Annotated in this window: 23 protein-coding genes; 1 reads left to right on the forward strand and 22 read right to left on the reverse strand. The window is 45.8% G+C overall.

Features of this window, described 5'->3' with window-relative positions; genetic code table 11:
- Positions 1–7: 7 nt before the first annotated feature.
- The 17 genes from atpA to spoIIR form a co-directional block, all read right to left on the reverse strand.
- Positions 8–1,516, reverse strand: a complete 1,509-nt coding sequence (atpA, locus tag ACY8DX_RS20215; protein ID WP_049669317.1) for a F0F1 ATP synthase subunit alpha — start codon at positions 1,514–1,516, stop codon at positions 8–10.
- Positions 1,517–1,540: 24 nt separating this feature from the next.
- Positions 1,541–2,077: a F0F1 ATP synthase subunit delta gene (locus ACY8DX_RS20220; RefSeq protein ID WP_049669316.1), complete on the reverse strand. Its 537-nt coding sequence runs from the start codon at positions 2,075–2,077 to the stop codon at positions 1,541–1,543.
- Positions 2,074–2,601: a F0F1 ATP synthase subunit B gene (atpF, locus tag ACY8DX_RS20225; RefSeq protein WP_049669315.1), complete on the reverse strand. Its 528-nt coding sequence runs from the start codon at positions 2,599–2,601 to the stop codon at positions 2,074–2,076. Before atpF ends, ACY8DX_RS20220 begins: the two co-directional genes overlap by 4 nt.
- Before the next feature lie 131 nt (positions 2,602–2,732).
- A complete protein-coding gene (gene atpE / locus ACY8DX_RS20230; protein WP_104848543.1) occupies positions 2,733–2,951 on the reverse strand; it encodes a F0F1 ATP synthase subunit C in 219 nt (72 codons plus the stop codon).
- Positions 2,952–3,005: 54 nt separating this feature from the next.
- The gene (gene atpB, locus ACY8DX_RS20235; RefSeq protein WP_439802901.1) at positions 3,006–3,716 is read right to left on the reverse strand and encodes a F0F1 ATP synthase subunit A; all 711 of its coding nucleotides are present in this window, start codon (positions 3,714–3,716) and stop codon (positions 3,006–3,008) included.
- 7 nt (positions 3,717–3,723) lie between these two features.
- On the reverse strand, positions 3,724–4,104 hold the full coding sequence (locus ACY8DX_RS20240; protein ID WP_049669313.1) for an ATP synthase subunit I: 381 nt from the start codon (positions 4,102–4,104) through the stop codon (positions 3,724–3,726).
- Positions 4,105–4,332, reverse strand: coding sequence for an AtpZ/AtpI family protein (locus ACY8DX_RS20245; protein WP_049669312.1), 228 nt, complete (start codon positions 4,330–4,332; stop codon positions 4,105–4,107). It abuts the gene before it with no gap.
- Between the two features lie 207 nt (positions 4,333–4,539).
- Positions 4,540–6,720 carry a S8 family serine peptidase gene (locus ACY8DX_RS20250; protein ID WP_462405956.1) on the reverse strand — a complete coding sequence of 727 codons (2,181 nt, stop codon included), beginning with the start codon at positions 6,718–6,720 and terminating at the stop codon, positions 4,540–4,542.
- A gap of 410 nt (positions 6,721–7,130) precedes the next feature.
- A complete protein-coding gene (gene upp / locus ACY8DX_RS20255; protein ID WP_049669310.1) occupies positions 7,131–7,760 on the reverse strand; it encodes a uracil phosphoribosyltransferase in 630 nt (209 codons plus the stop codon).
- A gap of 178 nt (positions 7,761–7,938) precedes the next feature.
- A complete protein-coding gene (gene glyA, locus ACY8DX_RS20260) occupies positions 7,939–9,180 on the reverse strand; it encodes a serine hydroxymethyltransferase (protein WP_049669309.1) in 1,242 nt (413 codons plus the stop codon).
- An 89-nt stretch (positions 9,181–9,269) separates the two neighbouring features.
- Positions 9,270–9,827, reverse strand: coding sequence for a TIGR01440 family protein (locus ACY8DX_RS20265; RefSeq protein WP_462405957.1), 558 nt, complete (start codon positions 9,825–9,827; stop codon positions 9,270–9,272).
- An 18-nt stretch (positions 9,828–9,845) separates the two neighbouring features.
- Complete coding sequence (gene rpiB / locus ACY8DX_RS20270; protein WP_049669307.1) at positions 9,846–10,283, reverse strand: ribose 5-phosphate isomerase B; 438 nt, start codon at positions 10,281–10,283, stop codon at positions 9,846–9,848.
- A 53-nt stretch (positions 10,284–10,336) separates the two neighbouring features.
- Positions 10,337–10,780, reverse strand: coding sequence for a low molecular weight protein arginine phosphatase (locus ACY8DX_RS20275; RefSeq protein WP_462405958.1), 444 nt, complete (start codon positions 10,778–10,780; stop codon positions 10,337–10,339).
- A gap of 524 nt (positions 10,781–11,304) precedes the next feature.
- On the reverse strand, positions 11,305–11,865 hold the full coding sequence (locus ACY8DX_RS20280; RefSeq protein WP_049669306.1) for a manganese efflux pump MntP: 561 nt from the start codon (positions 11,863–11,865) through the stop codon (positions 11,305–11,307).
- 63 nt (positions 11,866–11,928) lie between these two features.
- Positions 11,929–12,975, reverse strand: coding sequence for an L-threonylcarbamoyladenylate synthase (locus ACY8DX_RS20285; protein ID WP_462405959.1), 1,047 nt, complete (start codon positions 12,973–12,975; stop codon positions 11,929–11,931).
- A 171-nt stretch (positions 12,976–13,146) separates the two neighbouring features.
- Positions 13,147–13,584 carry a GNAT family N-acetyltransferase gene (locus ACY8DX_RS20290; RefSeq protein ID WP_049669304.1) on the reverse strand — a complete coding sequence of 146 codons (438 nt, stop codon included), beginning with the start codon at positions 13,582–13,584 and terminating at the stop codon, positions 13,147–13,149.
- Between the two features lie 65 nt (positions 13,585–13,649).
- Entirely contained in the window at positions 13,650–14,414 is a 765-nt protein-coding gene (gene spoIIR / locus ACY8DX_RS20295; RefSeq protein ID WP_439802891.1) for a stage II sporulation protein R, read from the reverse strand.
- 127 nt (positions 14,415–14,541) lie between these two features.
- Between spoIIR and ACY8DX_RS20300 the strand changes: the two genes are divergently transcribed.
- Positions 14,542–14,916, forward strand: coding sequence for a DUF2500 domain-containing protein (locus ACY8DX_RS20300; protein ID WP_462405960.1), 375 nt, complete (start codon positions 14,542–14,544; stop codon positions 14,914–14,916).
- Positions 14,917–14,926: 10 nt separating this feature from the next.
- Here ACY8DX_RS20300 and prmC read toward each other — a convergent pair whose 3' ends face one another.
- The 5 genes from prmC to rho all read right to left on the reverse strand — a co-directional run bounded on the left by prmC (position 14,927) and on the right by rho (position 19,734).
- Positions 14,927–15,787, reverse strand: a complete 861-nt coding sequence (gene prmC / locus ACY8DX_RS20305) for a peptide chain release factor N(5)-glutamine methyltransferase (RefSeq protein WP_462406996.1) — start codon at positions 15,785–15,787, stop codon at positions 14,927–14,929.
- Positions 15,787–16,860: a peptide chain release factor 1 gene (prfA, locus tag ACY8DX_RS20310; RefSeq protein WP_049669300.1), complete on the reverse strand. Its 1,074-nt coding sequence runs from the start codon at positions 16,858–16,860 to the stop codon at positions 15,787–15,789. Before prfA ends, prmC begins: the two co-directional genes overlap by 1 nt.
- A 413-nt stretch (positions 16,861–17,273) precedes the next feature.
- On the reverse strand, positions 17,274–17,894 hold the full coding sequence (locus ACY8DX_RS20315; protein WP_049669299.1) for a thymidine kinase: 621 nt from the start codon (positions 17,892–17,894) through the stop codon (positions 17,274–17,276).
- Positions 17,895–18,109: 215 nt separating this feature from the next.
- The gene (gene rpmE, locus ACY8DX_RS20320) at positions 18,110–18,325 is read right to left on the reverse strand and encodes a 50S ribosomal protein L31 (RefSeq protein WP_049669298.1); all 216 of its coding nucleotides are present in this window, start codon (positions 18,323–18,325) and stop codon (positions 18,110–18,112) included.
- 128 nt (positions 18,326–18,453) lie between these two features.
- Complete coding sequence (rho, locus tag ACY8DX_RS20325) at positions 18,454–19,734, reverse strand: transcription termination factor Rho (protein ID WP_049669297.1); 1,281 nt, start codon at positions 19,732–19,734, stop codon at positions 18,454–18,456.
- Between the last annotated feature and the right edge of the window lie 158 nt (positions 19,735–19,892).

The following is a 19,892-nucleotide window of genomic DNA, read 5'->3' on the forward strand; positions in this document are numbered from 1 at the left end:
TATCCTGTTATTCCGATACAACAAATTGTTTTTTGAATTCAGTAATGGCTGCGTTCATATCTTGTTCTTCTGGAAGTTTGCCAGTAGAACGGATATGGTCATAAAGTTCTTTATGATTGCGGCCAGTCCATTCGATGATTTCTGCTTCGAAGCGTCTGATATCAGCGAGTGGAATATCGTCTAAGAATCCGCGAGTCAAGCAGTATAGGATTAATACTTGCTGTTCTACACGAAGCGGTTTGTGAAGGTCTTGTTTCAATACCTCAACTGTACGTGCACCACGGTTCAATTTCGCTTGTGTTGCTTTATCCAAGTCAGATCCGAATTGGGCAAAGGCTTCAAGCTCACGGTAGGATGCCAAGTCCAAACGAAGGGTACCGGCAACGCTCTTCATTGCTTTAATTTGAGCGGATCCACCTACACGGGATACGGAAAGACCTGCGTTGATGGCAGGGCGTACGCCGGAGAAGAATAAGTCAGATTGCAAGAAGATTTGTCCATCCGTGATGGAGATAACGTTTGTTGGGATATAAGCAGAGATATCGCCTGCTTGTGTTTCAACGAACGGTAATGCTGTGATGGAACCAGCACCTAATGTATCATTCAATTTAGCTGCACGCTCGAGCAAGCGGGAGTGCAAGTAGAATACGTCACCTGGGAAGGCTTCACGGCCTGGAGGACGACGAAGGAGCAAGGAAAGCTCACGGTAAGCCGCAGCTTGCTTGGATAGATCATCGTACACGACAAGAACGTGCTTGCCTTGGCGCATGAAATACTCACCCATTGTTACGCCGGAGTAAGGAGCTAAGTATAATAGCGGTGCCGGCTGAGAAGCAGATGCTGATACAACGATTGTGTAATCAAGTGCACCATACTTACGGAATGTTTCAACAGTTCCACGAACCGTTGATTCTTTTTGACCGATGGCAACATAGATACAAATCATGTTTTCATCCTTTTGGTTAAGGATTGTATCTACTGCTACGGATGTTTTACCAGTTTGACGGTCTCCGATGATTAATTCACGTTGTCCGCGTCCGATTGGAACAAGGGCATCAATCGCCTTGATACCAGTTTGAAGCGGCTCATGAACAGATTTACGGTCCATAACGCCTGGTGCGTTGTTTTCGATTGGAAGTGTATCAGTTGTCGCGATTGGACCCATGCCATCAAGCGGTTGTCCGAGGGAGTTTACAACGCGGCCAATAAGCGCGTCACCCACCGGTACCTCCATGATGCGTCCTGTGCGGCGAACTGTGTCACCTTCTTTAATGTCGCGGAAAGGACCGAGGATGATAACACCGACGTTATTCTCTTCCAAGTTTTGCGCCATACCTACTACACCGTTAGAGAACTCGAGAAGCTCTCCGGACATGGCGTTGTCCAATCCATGAACACGCGCGATTCCGTCTCCGACTGTAATAACCGTGCCGACTTCGCTCACTTCTATCTCAGATTGATAGCCTTCAATTTGTTTCTTAATCAGCGCGCTGATTTCTTCAGCTCTGATGCTCATGAATTTCACCCCTAACTTCTAATATTAACCGAGCAGACTGCGCTCTAAGCGATCGAGTTTCCCTTGGACCGTACCATCAAAAATACGGTTTCCGATGCGGATTTTGATGCCGCCTAAAAGACTGCTGTCTACGATATTTTCAATGCGCAATGCTTGTTTTCCAATTTTACGGGCAAAAACCTTCGAAATGCCTTCTTGCTCCGCGTTGGATAACGGTTTTACAGAGTACACTTTCGCGTCAACGATTCCTGTATGCTCATTCACCAGCAAGATGAATTCATCCGCAAGGTCTGGCACGATTGTTTCCCTGTGTCGTTCTACAAGAAGCATCAACAGGTTTTGGATGGAAGGAGAAGCAGTTGCGAAAGCTTCTGCAATCGCTTGTTTCTTGTTTTCCATAGAGACCTTTGGATGTTCAAGGAACTCGATAAAGCGGCCATTCGTTTCAAAAACGTCTTTAACCGTTCTGATTTCCGTTTCCAAGCGGTCGATTTGGTTTTCTTCCTTAGCAATTTGGAAAAGAGCATTTGCATAGCGTTTCGCTGCAAGTGTTTGACTCATCGCTCTTCTCCTGCCTCTTGAATGTATTCATTGATCAATTTTTCCTGGTCTTTTGCACTAAGTTCTTTTTCAATCACTTTAGACGCAATTAGGACAGACAAGGATGCAACTTGTTCACGAAGGGCAGCAACAGCTTTTTCTTTTTGCTGTTCGATTTCGCGGGTCGCTGATTCTTTCACACGTTCAGCTTCCTGGCGTGCTAGTGCCATGATTTCTTCACGCTGAGTTTCGCCATGCTTCTTAGCTTCTTCAATGATCGCTAATGATTCCTGGCGTGCTTCCTTCAGCATTGTACGTTGTTCTTCAAGCAAAGCAGCTGCTTCCGCACGGCTTTTCTCTGCCGTTTCGATTTCATTCGCAACGTGGGCTTCACGTTCTTTCATGATTCCCATAAGCGGGCCGAATGCGAATTTCTTCAATAAAAGCATCAAGATGATGAATGCAAGCAATTGGAAAAGGATATCACCTGTATTCAATCCATCATGCGATGCTGCTGCTCCGAGTACCAAATTATTAAATAACACCCCTATTTCACTCCCTTCAGAAGTCTTTACAAGCATATAGTAGAGCCATTTAACGAATGGCTGATTTTACAAAGGCATAAAGGAATGGCGAAGATACCTGACTTAAGATTCTCCGCCATCAATTTTGTCAATTATCTGTTCAATACCATGAACGCGATAACTACCGCGATGATCGGAATCGCCTCAACTAGTGCTACCCCGATGAACATTGTTGTTTGAAGCATACCACGTGCTTCAGGTTGACGTGCAATACCCTCTACTGTACGAGATACGATCATACCATTACCAATACCTGCTCCAAGAGCGGCTAAACCGATTGCGATTGCTGCTGCGATAACTCCCAAACTCATTATGAAGTTCCTCCTTTAAATTGTATAACTAGTATTTTGGATTTGTTTATATTATTAATGGTCTTCACTGACTTTATGGGCCATGTAAACCATCGTTAACATCGTAAAGATAAACGCTTGGATTGCTCCAATGAACACACTGAAGCCTTGCCAAATGATTGTTGGTGCTAACGCTAATGCGCTGCTCCAGAAATTTGTTGCTAATGACCCTGCCAATAGGCTGAGCAAGATTTCACCCGCATAAATATTACCGAATAGACGCAAGCCCAATGTAAGGGTGTTCGCGAATTCCTCAATAATCTTTAAGGGAAATAAGAATGGCATTGGTGCTACAAAGTTTTTGCCGTAACCTTTCAGTCCGCGCATCTTGATGCCGTAGAAGTTGGTTAATACGACAATCATGACAGCGAGCGTTAGGGCGACAACTGGATCAGCTGTGGGTGATTTCCACCACAGATCTCCATTATAGGTTACTGAGAACGGCAAGCCGAGCATATTCGATACGAATATGTACATGATTAAGGTCGTCCCAAGAATAAGGAAACGCCCGCCTGTGTTCCAGTCCATGTTGCTGTTGATGATGTTTCTTACGAAGTCGATTACCCACTCCATGAAGTTCTGCATTCCGGTAGGCTTCACTGCCAATTTCCGGGTGGCCAGGACAGCAATGAGAAAGACAATGACGCTCGCCACAGTAATCATCAGAACATTACCAAGGTTAAAGGTAAGACCAAAAAGTTCTGCTGTTGGTGCTCCATGATTCAATCTATATTCACCTCTTTTCCCCCCGCCAAGTGTTATGGATTAGTAAATCTATTATAACGACAAGATAACCTGCCATTAATCCCAATATCACAAAATAAATATTGAATAGTTCCGGAAACTCCATTGCAATGGCAACAGCCAGTACAGCGGCAGCCATCCTTGAAATGGTTCCGAGTGATTTCACGCCTCTTCCTTGAAGAATGGCTTCACCCAATTGATTGGTCTTTCTTGATAGCAGCCATATGTTATAAATACCAATGACGCTGCCGAGGATTAAACCTAAACTTTCTGCCTTAAATGGCGTAAAACCCCAAAGGATACAATAAATAGAGAGAAGGGTAAGCGTATGCTTCAAATATCGTTTAAATACAAAGTGGATTTCTAGCATTTAGGATTCTCCATCAAAGTAGTTGTTGATTGTACGTACGGCAGCATAAATGCCGACCGAAAGCCCAACCAGGAGACAAAGGATTAAAAAAAGAGGTTCCATTTGATAACGATCATCAAGCCATCTACCGCCAAATATCCCTATCAGTACCGGGCCGGTCAATTGTGACAAGACGGCAGAATAGAGACCCATCGCGCGGAAAGCGGACTGATTTTTCTTCTGCTGCATCCTATCTCCCAAGGGCGTATGTATTAGGCAGATTGCACTGGACATTCGTATAAAACAGCCATACGGAGATGTCAATTTGAAAACCCTACCAATTATGCCCCATGTTAGAATACAATAGGGGAATATTATTGTCAATTGAGACGGGAACAAAACTCATTCCCTTAACTTGAAGAAAATTGAAAAGTAGTGGTTTCATTGACATACTTTCTATTGTACCTCATCCCCTATATAAATAGGGACTTTGATTACCAATTCTTTGTCATCTTTTTTGAGTTTTGTCACAATTTCGTAAAAATTTGACAGATAATCCTTGTCTATCTTGATCTTTCGCTTGAAAAGTCCTTTCTTTACCCCTTTATATACTCCTATCTGATCCACAAACAGCAAGGAGTCATACTCATACAAGGAATATTCCACTTCATCTGCGCCAAAGGGCAAATAGATGTTTACCTCAATCACCTTTGTATCTTTCACATATTCCGCCTCGAGACCGCGGCCAATTGGATAATTCGGCTCCTTCATGGCGAATAGATAGGGAATCTGAATCTCTTCTCCATCCTCGTACATTTTTAAGTATCCATCTTTTAGGGCAACCTTATCCATCCAATCATTAAGTTCGAGGGTAATATCAGTAACTTTTTTCTCTCCAGGCCCAAGGGAGAACATGCGAGGCAGCCTCCAGGATATAAATCGCTCCTTCGGCGGGATTGAAAAGGCATACCGCTTCTTCCTTTTACTCTTATTATGAATAATGATCGTCTTCTTTACTGAGGAGCCATTTTCCATCAAACCAAATGTGAGCGAGGCTGGCGAAAGAAGCGTTTCTTCTTTGACTGCTTTCTGAGGGTTGACTCTTCCTGCTCCCTGCTCAAATGTATGATACCGTTTAAGTGGTGATGCCGTTGTCATTAAAGCAGACTTTATCTCCTGCGGTGTCCAATCTGGATGGGCCTCCTTCATTAATGCACAGACACCTGCCACAAATGGCGCAGCCATGCTCGTCCCCTGCAGGGCAAGATACTTTCCTCCCGGAACCGTACTGTCAATCTGAACACCAGGGGCAATCACATCCGGCTTAATGCCGAGATTATCGATGACCGGGCCGCGCGAGCTGAAGGAAGCAAGCTTTCTCTCCTCCACATGCTCTTTCATTTGAACAGCCACCGGCTTACCTGACTTTAGTGCCTGAAGAATCCGTTCTCCATCCTTCTTTGTCATCGTCGCAACCGGAATATCAGACGTCATTCCAATTGAAGCACTGAGCTCCCCTTTTTCATTATTAAAAATAAGAACACCTGCGGCATGAGAACGAATCGCCCGCTTTACTTTTTCCTTAAACGTAATCTCCCCTCTTTGGACAAGTACAAGCTTGCCATCGAGTTGTTCCTTCGAAAGATTGGCTCCATTCCCTCCATTCACAATCCGCATGGAATGAGAGAACTCCCATGGCGCAGCCCCGGCAACCGGTGAGATCTTCATATCCTTGCCAGCTCCAAGACTGATGGTTTGCGTGCGCGCCGCCTCAGAACTGGCGCCAACACTAATGGCACGCCCGCTTGTGCCAGGTGATCCAATTGTCCACACACCTGGTCCGTCATTTCCGTTCGCCACGACAGCTGTCACACCTTTTTTCACCGCCTCATCCAAGGCAACGGATGTCGGCAGGTCTGGTCCATTGACCGTATCACCAAGTGAAAGATTGATAATATCCATCCCATCCTTCACGGCACGCTCAATGGCAGCAATGACTTGGTCAGTCGTCCCTCTCCCCCCGGGCCCTAAAGCACGGTATACATAAAGATCCGCATCCGGGGCCACTCCTTTCATGCGACCATTGCCCGCAATGATGCCTGACACATGTGTCCCATGAATCGTTGCCCATTTCGGACTCCCCATTGTCTCCATCGGGTCGTCATCCTCGTCGACCACATCATACCCGCCCTTATAATTCTTCCTCAGATCTGGATGCGTATAATCCACACCTGTATCAATCACCCCTACCTTCACTCCCTTGCCCGTGAACTTCTGTGTGCCAAAGGACGGCTTTAGACGAGTAGATGATGACGGAGCTTTCTGAATAGTGGTTTGAAGGCTTTTCGTCTTATGAATGGACCATACCTCCTCCTCTTGTTCAAGCTCACGGATCAATGCTGGCGGAACAACCGCAGAGAACCCACGAAAAACAGCAGAATATTGGCAGCGCGGTATTATGGACGGATACTTGCGGGTAAGCGACTGAATCGCCTCCTCTACCGGCAACTCTTCATTCACCTCGATAATAACCGGATTATTAGAGGCACTGCTAACAACCGGTACAGCTATAGGAAAGACAAGGACTATCGCAAGGAGTCCAATCACCAGGAACCTGTAAATACATCTATATTTCATATCCATCACATCCTTGCCTTTATGATGGTTTAACGAGTGATGGTTATACATGAAGGACGGGAAGATAAATGCGCGGGTGGTTTTTAGAAGGAGACTATGATAAAAATCACTTAAGGATGAGAGGAGAATTGGTTTTCTACATTTCATGGGATATGGGCGCAAATACTGGCTTATGAGCGCCACCCGGATGGATATGGGCGAAGCGAAGGCGTTTATGGGCGCCACCCAGGTGGGTATGGGCGATAAAAACAGCTGATGGGCGCCAGCCCCAGATGGTATGGGCTGAAATATCGGAATTAGGACGAAAACGGTGGTTTATCAGGCAACAATGTTCTGAGAGCAGCCGCGAGAAACCCTACCGTCAAAATAAAAATAAAAACAAAAACCACCCCATAGGGTGGTTTTCCAAATTATTTTGTACCGAACAATCTGTCACCAGCGTCGCCAAGACCTGGTACGATGTAGCCATGGTCGTTGAGCTTTTCGTCAAGGGCTGCGATGAAGATGTCCACATCTGGGTGTGCTTCTTCAACAGCTTTTACGCCTTCTGGAGCTGCGACTAGGCACATGAATTTAATGTTTTTCGCACCGCGTTTTTTGATGGCACTGATGGCATCTACTGCTGAACCGCCTGTTGCAAGCATTGGGTCAACAACGATGAATTCTCTTTCTTCAACGTCTGCTGGGAGCTTAACATAGTATTCCACTGGCTTCAAAGTTTCTGGGTCTCTGTATAGACCAACATGTCCAACCTTTGCAGCTGGAATGATTTTAAGCATTCCGTCCACCATGCCGAGACCTGCGCGCAGGATTGGCACAAGAGCTACTTTTTTACCGGCGATAATTTTGGATGTTGCTTTGCTGACAGGAGTTTCAATTTCTACTTCTTCAAGCGGGAGATCACGCGTGATTTCAAAGGCCATAAGTGTTGCAACCTCATCAACCAACTCTCTGAATTCTTTAGTACCCGTATTCTTGTCACGTATGTACGTAAGCTTGTGTTGAATTAATGGATGGTCAAAAACGTATACTTTTCCCATTCTGATCTCTCCTTACTGGTTTAATCCTATATTTAAGCACTCGCTTCATTTTACAGAAAAACACTTATTTCTTCAATCGTGAATTTCTTCTTGTTCATCCTGCTAATTTTCCCCTTGTAGTATATCCCATTTCCTCTAGAAAAAAGCCGCAAGTTGTCCATAACCTGCGGCGATTTTCTTATAAAGAAGGATACAATTCGTATTTACCAGATAAAGCAGCTACACGTTCTGCCGCTTCCTTCAATTTCGCTTCGTCTTCTGGATGCTTGAGCGCGAGGCCAATAATGGCGCCGATCTCATCCATATCCTCGAGTCCAAAGCCGCGGCTTGTCACTGCAGCGGTACCAATACGGATTCCGCTAGTAACAAATGGGCTTTCTGGATCAAATGGGATCGTGTTCTTATTGACAGTGATGCCGATGTCATCAAGGACTTTCTCAGCTGTTTTCCCTGTCAGTCCTGCTGAACGTACGTCGATTAAAAGTAAGTGGTTATCTGTGCCGCCTGATACGAGTGTCAGGCCTTCTTTTTCCAAGCTTTCACCTAGGCGTTTTGCATTATCAATGATTTTCTTCGCATAGTCCTTAAAGCTTTCTTGAAGCGTTTCACCAAAAGCTACAGCCTTTGCGGCGATCACATGCATAAGCGGTCCGCCTTGGATGCCTGGAAAGATGGATTTATCAATTTTCTTCGCGAACTCCTCACGGCAGAGAATCATGCCTCCGCGCGGTCCGCGCAACGTTTTGTGAGTCGTTGTAGTAACAAAGTCTGCATATGGAACCGGGCTTGGGTGAAGACCAGCAGCCACAAGGCCGGCGATATGTGCCATGTCTACCATTAAGTAAGCGCCGACTTCATCCGCAATTTCACGGAATTTCTTGAAGTCAATCTCACGCGGGTACGCACTTGCGCCTGCGACAATCAATTTAGGCTTTGATTCGAGCGCCTTTTGGCGAACATCTTCATAATTGATGAGATGAGTCTTTTCATCCACACCATACTCCACGAAGTTATAAAGAACGCCGCTGAAGTTGACCGGGCTGCCATGCGTTAAGTGCCCGCCATGTGATAGGTTCATACCAAGAACGGTATCTCCCGGATTCAAGATGGTGAAATATACGGCCATATTTGCTTGAGCACCAGAGTGAGGCTGGACATTCGCATGCTCTGCCCCAAAGATTTGCTTCGCGCGGTCGCGAGCCAAATCCTCGACAATATCTACATATTCACAGCCGCCATAATAGCGTTTTGCTGGATATCCTTCTGCATATTTATTTGTCAGTACGGAGCCTTGTGCTTCCATAACAGCTTCACTGACAAAGTTCTCAGAAGCGATTAGTTCGATTTTTCCCCTTTGTCTTCCTAGTTCTTGTTGGATTGCCTTAAATACTTGTGCATCCTGCTCTTGCAAATAGCTCATCTCTTTGCATCCTCCCTTTATCAAAAGCACACTTACTTTTAAGAATTCCTACTAATTTTAGCATGAAAAGAAAGTATCGTCATTTTTTCCTAAATACGCTCATAGCACGCGCGGGCGCCCCCAATCAGCTTCGGTCTCGTCATCGCGCTTGTGACATGTGCCTTGCCGATTACCTTCACGGATGTGCGGACTGGAACAGCGACATGCTTCAAATGCATGCCAATCATCGTGTCGCCAATATCAATCCCGGCATCGGCTTTAATATTCTCGACCACAACTGGATCTGTGAAATGATTGAAGGCATAGGTCGCCATCGCTCCCCCCGCATGGCGAACGGGAACGACGGTCACCTCCTCAAGTGAGTAGCGAATGGCTGTCTCCCGTTCGACGACAAGCGCGCGATTGATATGCTCACATCCTTGAAAAGCAACGCGAACCTTCGTGCGTTCTGCGAATTCGGCTATAGCCTGATAAATCGCTCCCGCCGCATCAAGTGTCCCAGATGTGCCGATACGCTCGCCCATCACTTCACTTGTGCTGCAGCCAATTACGAGTAGACGATTCTCGTTTAAAGGGAATACACTGTGTAATTCTTCTAGAAGACGAGCTGTTTCTGATTGAATCTCTTCAAGATGCCTTTCACCCATTCTGCATTCCCCCGCTCTTTATTGTTCCAGATTGGCAATTTTATTGATGCGGTTTTCGTGGCGGCCGCCCTCAAATTCAGTTGTCAGCCATACTTTTGCAATCATGCGTGCAAGACCTGGTCCGATAACACGCTCACCCATTGTGAGTACATTGCTGTTATTATGAGCTCTTGTTGCTTCTGCACTGAATACATCATGCACAAGAGCCGCACGAATACCCTTCACTTTATTTGCTGCAATGCTCATGCCAATGCCTGTCCCGCAAATAAGGATACCGCGGTCAAATTCACCAGCAGCTACCTTTTCAGCTACGGGCTGTGCATAATCCGGATAATCAACAGATGTGTTGCAATCACAGCCAAAGTCCTCAAATTCAATACCCATTTCCTTTAATAGGTCAGCAATTTCATTCTTAATATTTAAACCACCGTGATCTGATGCAAGCGCTACTTTCATTTCTGCAAAACTCCCTTCAGCCTCTATAAGTTTGGTCACACTCTATAGTAGTACTAGTTCTTTATTTTTTCCACTAGCTCATTAATTAGTTGCTTTAATTCCATAAAGGTGCGCTCGTACATTTGCTTGCTGCCGCCGAACGGATCAGATACATCACGGTCAGACAAATCCTCACGAACAAATTCCTTCAGTGTAAAGGTGCGCTCAATCACCTGCGGGTAACGGGAAGCAATCAGCTGCTTATGTCCTTCTGTCATGGTGAAAATGTAATCGGCCCACTCCACATCATCATCGCTCAATGTACTCGCTGCATGGTCATGCCTGATTTCATGATCATCAAGAACAAGCCTCGCATTAACGGAGGCCGCATCTCCCGGATACGCATACACCCCGGCAGACCTTACCTCGACTCCTTCTAATTGATGACTTCTCAGGATTGCCTCTGCCATCGGGCTGCGGCATGTGTTCCCTGTACAAACAAATAAGATATTTTTCAAGGCGTTTTCCCTCCTGCCCCCTATTATAGATGATTTCTGCCTGATAAAAAAAGGAGGGGATTGATGTGGAATGAGGGATTCGTTTTTCCCTTTTGTTGACCTCCCCTAAATTGATGTATGTTCGCTTTTAATAGTTGAAACCTCTTCTATTACACCTTTTTGATTCACTAGCGGATTCTGCAGGAGCTGGGCATTACAACCTGATTATCACAATAAGTCGCCGATTTCGCCCATACCTTGATATTTTCGCCCTAACCCCATTCTTTTCGCCCATAATATTATGCGTTCGCCCTTAAAGTAAGAAATCTTGAAAATCACATGAGAAAATCACCTCTGAGCAATGCCCAAGAGGTCAAAATAGACAAGCTGATGTTATTTTCGAAAGAAATGAACGCCTTTTTCGGCGAAAATTATTCATAAAAGCTATCCAAACAGACCCAGACTGCCCCCCACATCAAAAAAAGCAGACAGAAAACCATCCGCGGTTTTCCATCTGCTTCGTTTTGCTCGCTTCATTTCTACTATTATAATAACTGCATCAATATTTTCATGCCAAAGGCGAAGAGAATGCTTCCTCCGATTACGAAGCTGTATTTCCCCATGAAGGAGTGTACTTTCCTCCCGAGGAGCAAGCCGGCGATGGTGAGGATACAGGCAACCACTCCGAAGCAGAGGATCGCCATAAAGGCTTGGGCGCCAATCATGCCAAGAGATAGACCGACTGAAAAGCTGTCGAGGCTGACACTTGCCGCAAATAGAATCAACCCAAACCCAACCGGCGCGATGACGGCCTCCTCCTTCCCCCGCACGCCTGAGAGAAACATTTGAAGGCCCAAAAACAAGAGAAGGGCCGCTCCGACAAAGGAGGCAAATGTCCCAAATTGACCAGAGAGAAAAGCGCCTGATAGGATTCCTAAATAGGGCATCCACACATGGAAGAGCCCGACTGTCGTGCCAATGGCAGCGACGGATTTTAAGCGGAGCTTGAAGGAACCCATTCCAAGACCAATGGAGAACGCATCCATACCGAGCGCAAAGGCCATGATAAGCATCGTAAAAAGCTCTGATACATGTTGATGATCCATAAGAAAAACCTCCCGGGACTAGCCTGCTTCAAAAGCATATGCCTGTCCGTGGAGGTTTAGAACTTAATCCTCTTTAACGATTCTTCCGCTCGCCGCCTTAAGCAGCCGATTCATGATGGCCTCGCCGATTCCTTCATGCGGGTAAACCTCGCCGAAAATGACGTCAGGCCCTTCATGGTCAAACTCTCGCAGGACACCGTACATATTTTCTGCGATTGTTCGCAGGTCCTTGAGCGTTCCTCCCTCGAGAATGATATCCGCTTCATACAAATGCTTATGCTCCGAAACCGTGTAAATGCCTACACGAAGTCCCTCTGCCCGTTTCTCATCCACCAAGGATTGAAGGAAGGACGGGCTTCCGTCTACGAGAGTTAGCGGTGCCTGCGGGGCATAATGCTTGTACTTCATGCCAGGTGCTTTCGGCGCTTCCTTCTCCTTCAGCAAACCTTTATCAACCTCGACATGGCCGATGATCTCCTGCAATTGCTCAATCGTTACACCGCCTGGGCGAAGAATGAGCGGTACGTCTCCTGTAATATCCAAAACGGTGGATTCCAAACCGACACCTGTCGCTCCGCCGTCAACAATGCCGGCAATCCGTCCGTTCAGATCCTCATACACATGCTGAGCAGTTGTTGGACTTGGTTTTCCGGATAGGTTGGCGCTCGGTGCCGCAACAGGGCAGCCTGATTCTCGAATGAGCTGAAGGGCAAGCGGATGGTCCGGCATACGAATGGCCACCGATGCAAGGCCAGCTGTAACAGTATCAGGGAATACCCCTTCCTTCTTTTTGAAAATCAAGGTAAGCGGTCCAGGCCAGAACCTTGATATCAATGTATGTGCTACATCCGGAATTTCCTCAACTAAACCGTTCAATTGTTCCTTATGCCCAATGTGGACAATCAGTGGATTATCGCTTGGTCTTCCCTTCGCCTGATAGATATTCGCCACCGCTTGGCCATTGAGAGCATTTGCTCCCAGTCCATACACGGTCTCCGTTGGGAAGGCAATAAGCTCCCCATCACGTAAGAGGGCAGCAGCATCCACAATCTGTGGATAAATTTTGTCGTTATCCACAATGTTATCCACTTTCCAAATTTTCGTTCTCATCAATCACACCTACTGTCTATTCCAATTACAAAGCTGAAAAGCCTTATAATATCACGTTTTTTCCCTATCAGTTACCATTTATCTTTCCACAGATAAAGGACTTCCTACAGAAGATTCAACCTTATCCACAGAATGTGAATAAGTCTGACTATTTCCGTGGATAAATCCTTCCTATAAATGGCGGCTCATAAAGTATACATCCTTTATTGTACACACCTTTTCCACAACAGGCGAATCTTTCACTTTGCCCGGAAGCTGCTCACATTGGCAAGGCATAAATTGCAGTGCCTCGAAAAAGGCTCTCGCCTGTTGCTTATTCGAGACAAGGAATACCTGTTCCACACCATGCTCGCGGGCGATGGCAAGCATGGCTTCAAATAAGGCTGGTACCTGCGCATGGGCCTCAGGCAGGAAAAGGAAGGAACGGAGCAGTCCGTATTCACCACAAGACTCCAGTCCGATTATCCCTTTAATAAGGTGGTCTTCATCCTTCAAGAGAATGAACTTCCCACTCTCCACCTCTTCTTCAGCCACTTCCATTCCTGCCTGTTCCATAAATCGTACTGCCAGCTCAATGTCCTGATTCTTTGCGATGGCCATATAATACATCCCTATTTCAGTCCCCTCTCTATCATTTCTACTTCCATACATATGAATTGATAGAGTGAATAGAACTAAAACAGAGAATCAAATATCTCCTTCAGGAAAAACTTCACCTCAACCTGTTCCTCATCCCGGTCCTCATAGACAACCTTCGTTTCCTCAGCTGACTCCTCTTCATCAATCGATTGATTAATGACTTCAGCCTGTGCTGCTTCTGGCTTTTCACTCTCCTGTTCAATCGATTGATTAACTGTCTTCTCCTTTGAAACCTCTTCATCAATCGGTTGTTTAGCAGCCTCCTCCTCGGTCGTTTGCGCCTTCACGGCTGTGCCGCTATTGAAGTCAAGGAAACAAAGCGGCGGGAACAGCACGCACCACCAGTTCTCCCCTTCTCCCTCTCCAAGCGTGATCTTGATCGCCTCATATTCACCTGCAGGATATAAGTATTGGCCGTATAGCTTCGTTGGGAAAACCGTTTTCCCGAACTCGACATCTACCTTTTGCACATTGCCCTCGCGCTCCATCACTTCCATTGCAATCGCCTCAATCTCGTCCAAACGAGAGGAAATGATTTTACGTGCTTCCTCAATACTTGTCAGTTCAGCCACCCAGATGTTGATTTCTGCATTTACTTCATCTCTGATCTTCCGCTTCAATTCCTGGTCTGATTCATGATTGCTGTTTGCCAGGATTCGAAGCCGAATCGCCTCAGATGGAATGACTTGAACTTCTGCATTCGTCTCCGTTGATTTAGGTGTCATTAGACCAGCCATTGTCGCCATAGATAACAATAGAATATATAGTAAGGGTAAATACGTTCTCCCTCTCATCATCATAAGCACCGCCCTTTCACTTACAAACAGTGTGGACAGCATTGCTCTATCTTAAACTATCATTATCTAATTTTTATTGTGTGTGACAATTTTTTCCTTTATGATTTGGGGAGAAAGGAGGATGAATGGGATGGAAGAATTCATTTTTGAAGAGGAGCCGGGCTTTTTTGATACGTTTGATTTATTCGGTTCAGGTTTGCCTATTTTCTTTGTCATCTTTTTTATCATTATTATTGGCATTTTTGCTTTTGCCATCATCTCCGGATTCATTCAATGGAATCGAAACAATGCCCAGGCAGAGCTGTCGGTTGTCGCTAAAGTTGTCACGAAGCGGACCAATACACGCTCTGAAAGCACCTGGTATTATGCCACCTTTGAGGTGGAAAGCGGGGATCGAATGGAGTTTAGCTTAAGCGGGAGAGAGTTTGGCCAGCTTGCTGAAGGAGATGTCGGTACTCTTCAGTTTCAGGGCACCCGCTATTTAGGATTTGAGAGGATTGCCTAAGGCACCCTCTCTATTCCTTTATCTCGGCAAATACCATCCGATCCTTGCCATTAATATCAAACACAATTTCTACCTCAGCTTCAGGTATCTCTTTCTGGATTAAGGCTGCTACACTCTCAGCCTGCCCAGCGCCGACCTCGAATCCGACTAATGCCGGCCGATTGAGTACTTGCGGCATCTTTGCCGCAAGCTCACGATAGCAATCAAGCCCGTCTTCTCCTGCAAACAGCGCAATGGACGGCTCGTGATGGGTCACAACATCAGACATCCACTCACGGTCGCTCTCCGGGATATACGGAGGATTCGATAAGAGAATATCGACCTTTCGACTCTCCTCTATGAGCGGGTCAAGAAGATTGCCCTGCCTGAATGTAATCTCTGCCCCATGCTCAGCTGCATTCTTCCTCGCCACCTCAAGGGCCTTGTCTGATAAATCCACCGCCAAGACAGACAGACCCGGAAGTTCGCACGCCATCGTAACGGCAATGATGCCGCTCCCGGTACCGATATCAGCGAGCGTTAATGCTTGTTCCCTGCCAAATAATCGCTTCATTTTTTCTATTGTATGGTAGATAAGCTCTTCTGTTTCCGGGCGCGGAATGAGACAATCGCCATTCACCGCAAAGGTCCGTCCGTAGAATTCCTCTGACCCAATGATGTGCTGAATAGGAACAGCCTCTACTCCATGCTTATGCACAGAATCCTTGAATTTCGCAGCGGTATCCGCCGGCAGCTCATCCTGCATGGATGCCAGCATTTGGGCACGTGTTTTCCCAAGCTGCGCCATCAAGAGCCATTCGCCGGCATTTTCGTCCCTTCCTTTTTCCCGTAAAAAAGAAGAAGCCCATTTAAGAGCTTCATAAATCTTCATCATTCTTGCTCCGCATTCTCAAGACGGCTTGCTTGGTCAGCCATAATGAGGGCATCAATGACTTCATCCAGCTTACCTTCCATGATCTGGTCAAGCTTTTGAATCGTGAGACCAATGCGGTGATCAGTCACACGGTTTTGCGGGAAGTTGTAGGTACGGATCCGCTCAGAACGGTCACCTGTTCCAACAGCACTCTTACGGGTTTTATCATATTCTGCCTGTGCCTCTTGCTGGAACTTATCATAAATACGCGCACGAAGGACCTTCATCGCTTTTTCCTTATTCTTGATCTGGGATTTCTCATCCTGGCAGGATACAACGATTCCAGTTGGCATATGTGTCAAACGCACGGCTGACATTGTCGTGTTAACACTTTGTCCGCCAGGGCCGCTTGATGCGAATGTATCTACACGAATATCCTTATCATGAACCTCAACTTCAACCTCTTCCGCTTCCGGGAGGCAGGCTACTGTCGCTGTAGATGTATGAATCCGGCCGCCTGATTCAGTCTCAGGAACACGCTGTACACGGTGAGCACCATTCTCGAATTTCATCTTAGAGTAGGCGCCATTTCCGTTGATCATGAAGATGATTTCTTTATAGCCGCCAAGTCCGGTTGGATTGGAATCCATGACATCAATCTTCCACCCTTGTGCTTCTGCATAACGGCTGTACATGCGATAAAGACTGCCCGCGAACAAGGCCGCTTCATCCCCGCCAGCTGCACCGCGGATTTCCATGATAACGTTCTTGTCATCATTCGGGTCCTTCGGAATTAGGAGGATACGAAGCTTCTCTTCAAGCTCTGTCATCTGGCTGCTAAGCTCGTCCACTTCCTCCTTCACCATTTCACGCATGTCTGCATCCAGCTTCTCCTCAAGCATTGCTTTTGCATCTTGATACTGAGAGCGGACCTCTTTATATTCTCTATAAGCAAAAACGGTGTCCTGAATATCAGATTGCTCTTTAGAATATTCGCGGAGCTTATTTGTATCATTAACGATATCAGGGTCACTTAATAATTCATTTAATCTTTCATATCGGTCTTCAACCGCTTGTAATCGATCGATCAATTCATTCACCTCATTAACAGGTTTAACTATCTCGGCGCTTATACCGCCATCTAATTCAATTATCTATTGTACCATACAACCCAGCAAATAAGAAAACTCACATCCGCAGACTATACAGTGAAACTTCCATCAGTTGGGTCCTCACCACTGATGGTTAGTTGAACCAATCGGGCTTTTACGGACAGTTGTTCTCCCGCCATACTTCTCTTTTTCCTCACGCTTTTTTTACTGTCCGTTAAAGCGGGATACAGTGAAACGTCCATCTGCGGTGCCCTCACCACTGAGAGTTAGTTGAACCAATCGGGCTTTTACGGATAATTGCTGCCTCTTAAGCTTCTCGATTTCCTCATGCTTTTTTTCCGTTAAAGCGGGACAAAAAAACACCCTCTCATCATGAAGGTGTTTAACTGATTTTATTCACATATACCGCCATCAAGCGGGGTTGGTACAGCCTCTTTCTTGCCAGGCACTTCATGGTGGTGACGGCATCTAGGCTCATAGGACTCGGATGCGCCAACCAAAATGATTGGATCGTCATATCCTGCCGGTCTCTCGTCGATAAGACGCTGCGTACGGCTGGCTGGTGATCCGCATACAGAGCAGACAGCCTGAAGCTTGGTCACTTGTTCCGCAAGACACATCAGCTGCGGCATCGGTCCAAACGGCTCACCGCGGAAGTCTTGGTCAAGACCAGCTAAGATGACACGATAGCCGCTGTCAGCCAAGTGCTGAGCAACCTCGACAATCTCGTCATCGAAGAATTGGACTTCATCAATGGCAATTAAATCTGTTTCCATATCAATATGTTCAAAGATTTTTGATGAATGCGTAATGGATTTCGCTATAACAGATGATCCATTGTGGGAAACGACCGCCTCCTCACTGTAACGATTATCAATAGCGGGTTTAAATACAGCGATGGATTGCTTAGCGAATACCGCTCTCCTCACCCTTCTGATCAGTTCTTCAGATTTGCCGGAAAACATGCTGCCGCAAATTAGTTCCATCCAGCCCGTTTGTTTCATTTCGTACATGCGATGGTGTCTCCCTTCCTTCACTCATACTCGATCAATTCATCATAAGAATAATGTTTACCACTGTATCCTATTATATCATGACTAAAAATCCTTAAAAATGTATAATTACGATTCTTGCTTAAATTCCAAAATGGACCATATTCATATGGAAATGGGCCCAATAAAAAACAGGCAAGCGGCTAGCCCGCTGCCTGTTCCTAGTAAAATCATTATTATTGTTGTTGTTGAGATTTGAATCCGTACTTCTTGTTGAAACGTTCAACACGTCCATCAGCAGAAGCGAATTTTTGACGTCCAGTGTAGAATGGGTGGCACTCAGAGCAAACCTCTACGCGCACTTCTTCTTTAACGGAGCCAGTTTCAAATTCATTACCACAAGCACATTTAACCATGGCTTTTTTGTAATTAGGGTGAATTCCTGCTTTCATCTTTTCCACTCCTTCCGCCCTGAGTCTTTCGAAACAGAGTTATAAGGTGCCTTTTCACACAAGTGAAGTGCACTTAAAACAGTATAACAGACATACTTTTATAAATCAACAAATCGCCTCTGTTTTATTTAGAGGATCCTTTTGTTGTTCGTTGATTTCTTCATTTCCTCATCGAGGTAGTCAAAGAACTCTTGATTTGTCTTAGTTTGCTTCAATTTACGCAATAAACGCTCGGCAAAGTCTGGCATATCGGACATCGTTTTGCGGATTGCCCATAGCTTCTCGAGATGATCCTTTGGAATGATGAGCTCTTCTTTCCGTGTGCCGGAGCGGCGGATATCGATTGCTGGGAAGATTCTTCTCTCCGCAAGCGAACGATCAAGATGAAGCTCCATATTCCCTGTTCCTTTGAATTCCTCATAGATAACATCATCCATACGTGAGCCAGTATCCACGAGTGCTGTTGCCAGAATCGTCAAGCTTCCGCCCTCCTCAATATTACGGGCCGCGCCGAAGAAACGCTTCGGACGGTGGAAGGCTGCCGGGTCAATCCCTCCGGAAAGGGTTCTTCCGCTTGGCGGGATGACCAGGTTATAGGCTCTCGCTAGTCTCGTGATACTGTCCATTAGGATAATCACGTCACGTTTATGCTCAACAAGACGCATCGCTCTCTCTAATACGAGTTCAGCCACCTTAATATGATTCTCTGGCACTTCATCAAAGGTAGAGCTGACGACATCCCCTTGTACGGAACGCTCGATATCTGTTACCTCTTCTGGACGCTCATCAATCAGGAGGACAATTAATTCCGCCTCCGGATGATTCGTTGTGATTGCATTAGCAATCTCTTTCAGGAGCATTGTTTTACCAGCCTTTGGCGGTGCAACAATCAAGCCCCTTTGACCGAATCCAACTGGAGAGATAATATCCATGACACGTGTTGACATATTGCGAGGCGTTGTCTCAAGAACGACCTGACGATCTGGGTAGAGCGGTGTAAGAGCCGGGAAATGGACGCGCTCCTTCGCTGATTCAGGATTATCACCATTGACTGCCTCCACATGAAGCAGGCCGTAATAGCGTTCATTTTCCTTAGGCGGACGCACCTTACCAGATACCTTGTCCCCATTTCGAAGATCGAAACGGCGAATTTGGGAAGCAGATATATAAATATCCTCGCTGCTCGGAGAATAATTGATTGGGCGCAGGAAGCCAAAGCCCTCAGAAGGAATGATTTCAAGGACACCTTCCATAAATAAATAACCGTCCCGCTCTGCTTGCGCCTTTAAAATGGCAAAAATAAGCTCTTTCTTCGTCAACTTACTGTAATAGGATACTTTATATTTCTTTGCTTGTTCATATAGTTCTTTCAGTTTTAAATTCTCTAAATCGGAAATCGTTAATTCCATTATGACACCACACTTTAAAATAAGTTGTATTTGTATTGCTTGTGATTGATTAAATGATACTTGGATAGGAAATCAAGAAGAAAAGAATCAGAAGGTATTAGAAGCAGTTGTGGTATAATTGTACACCTTTACATTGCGTTAATATTCTTTACAATAGC

It is taken from the genome of Gracilibacillus sp. Marseille-QA3620, assembly GCF_054950035.1.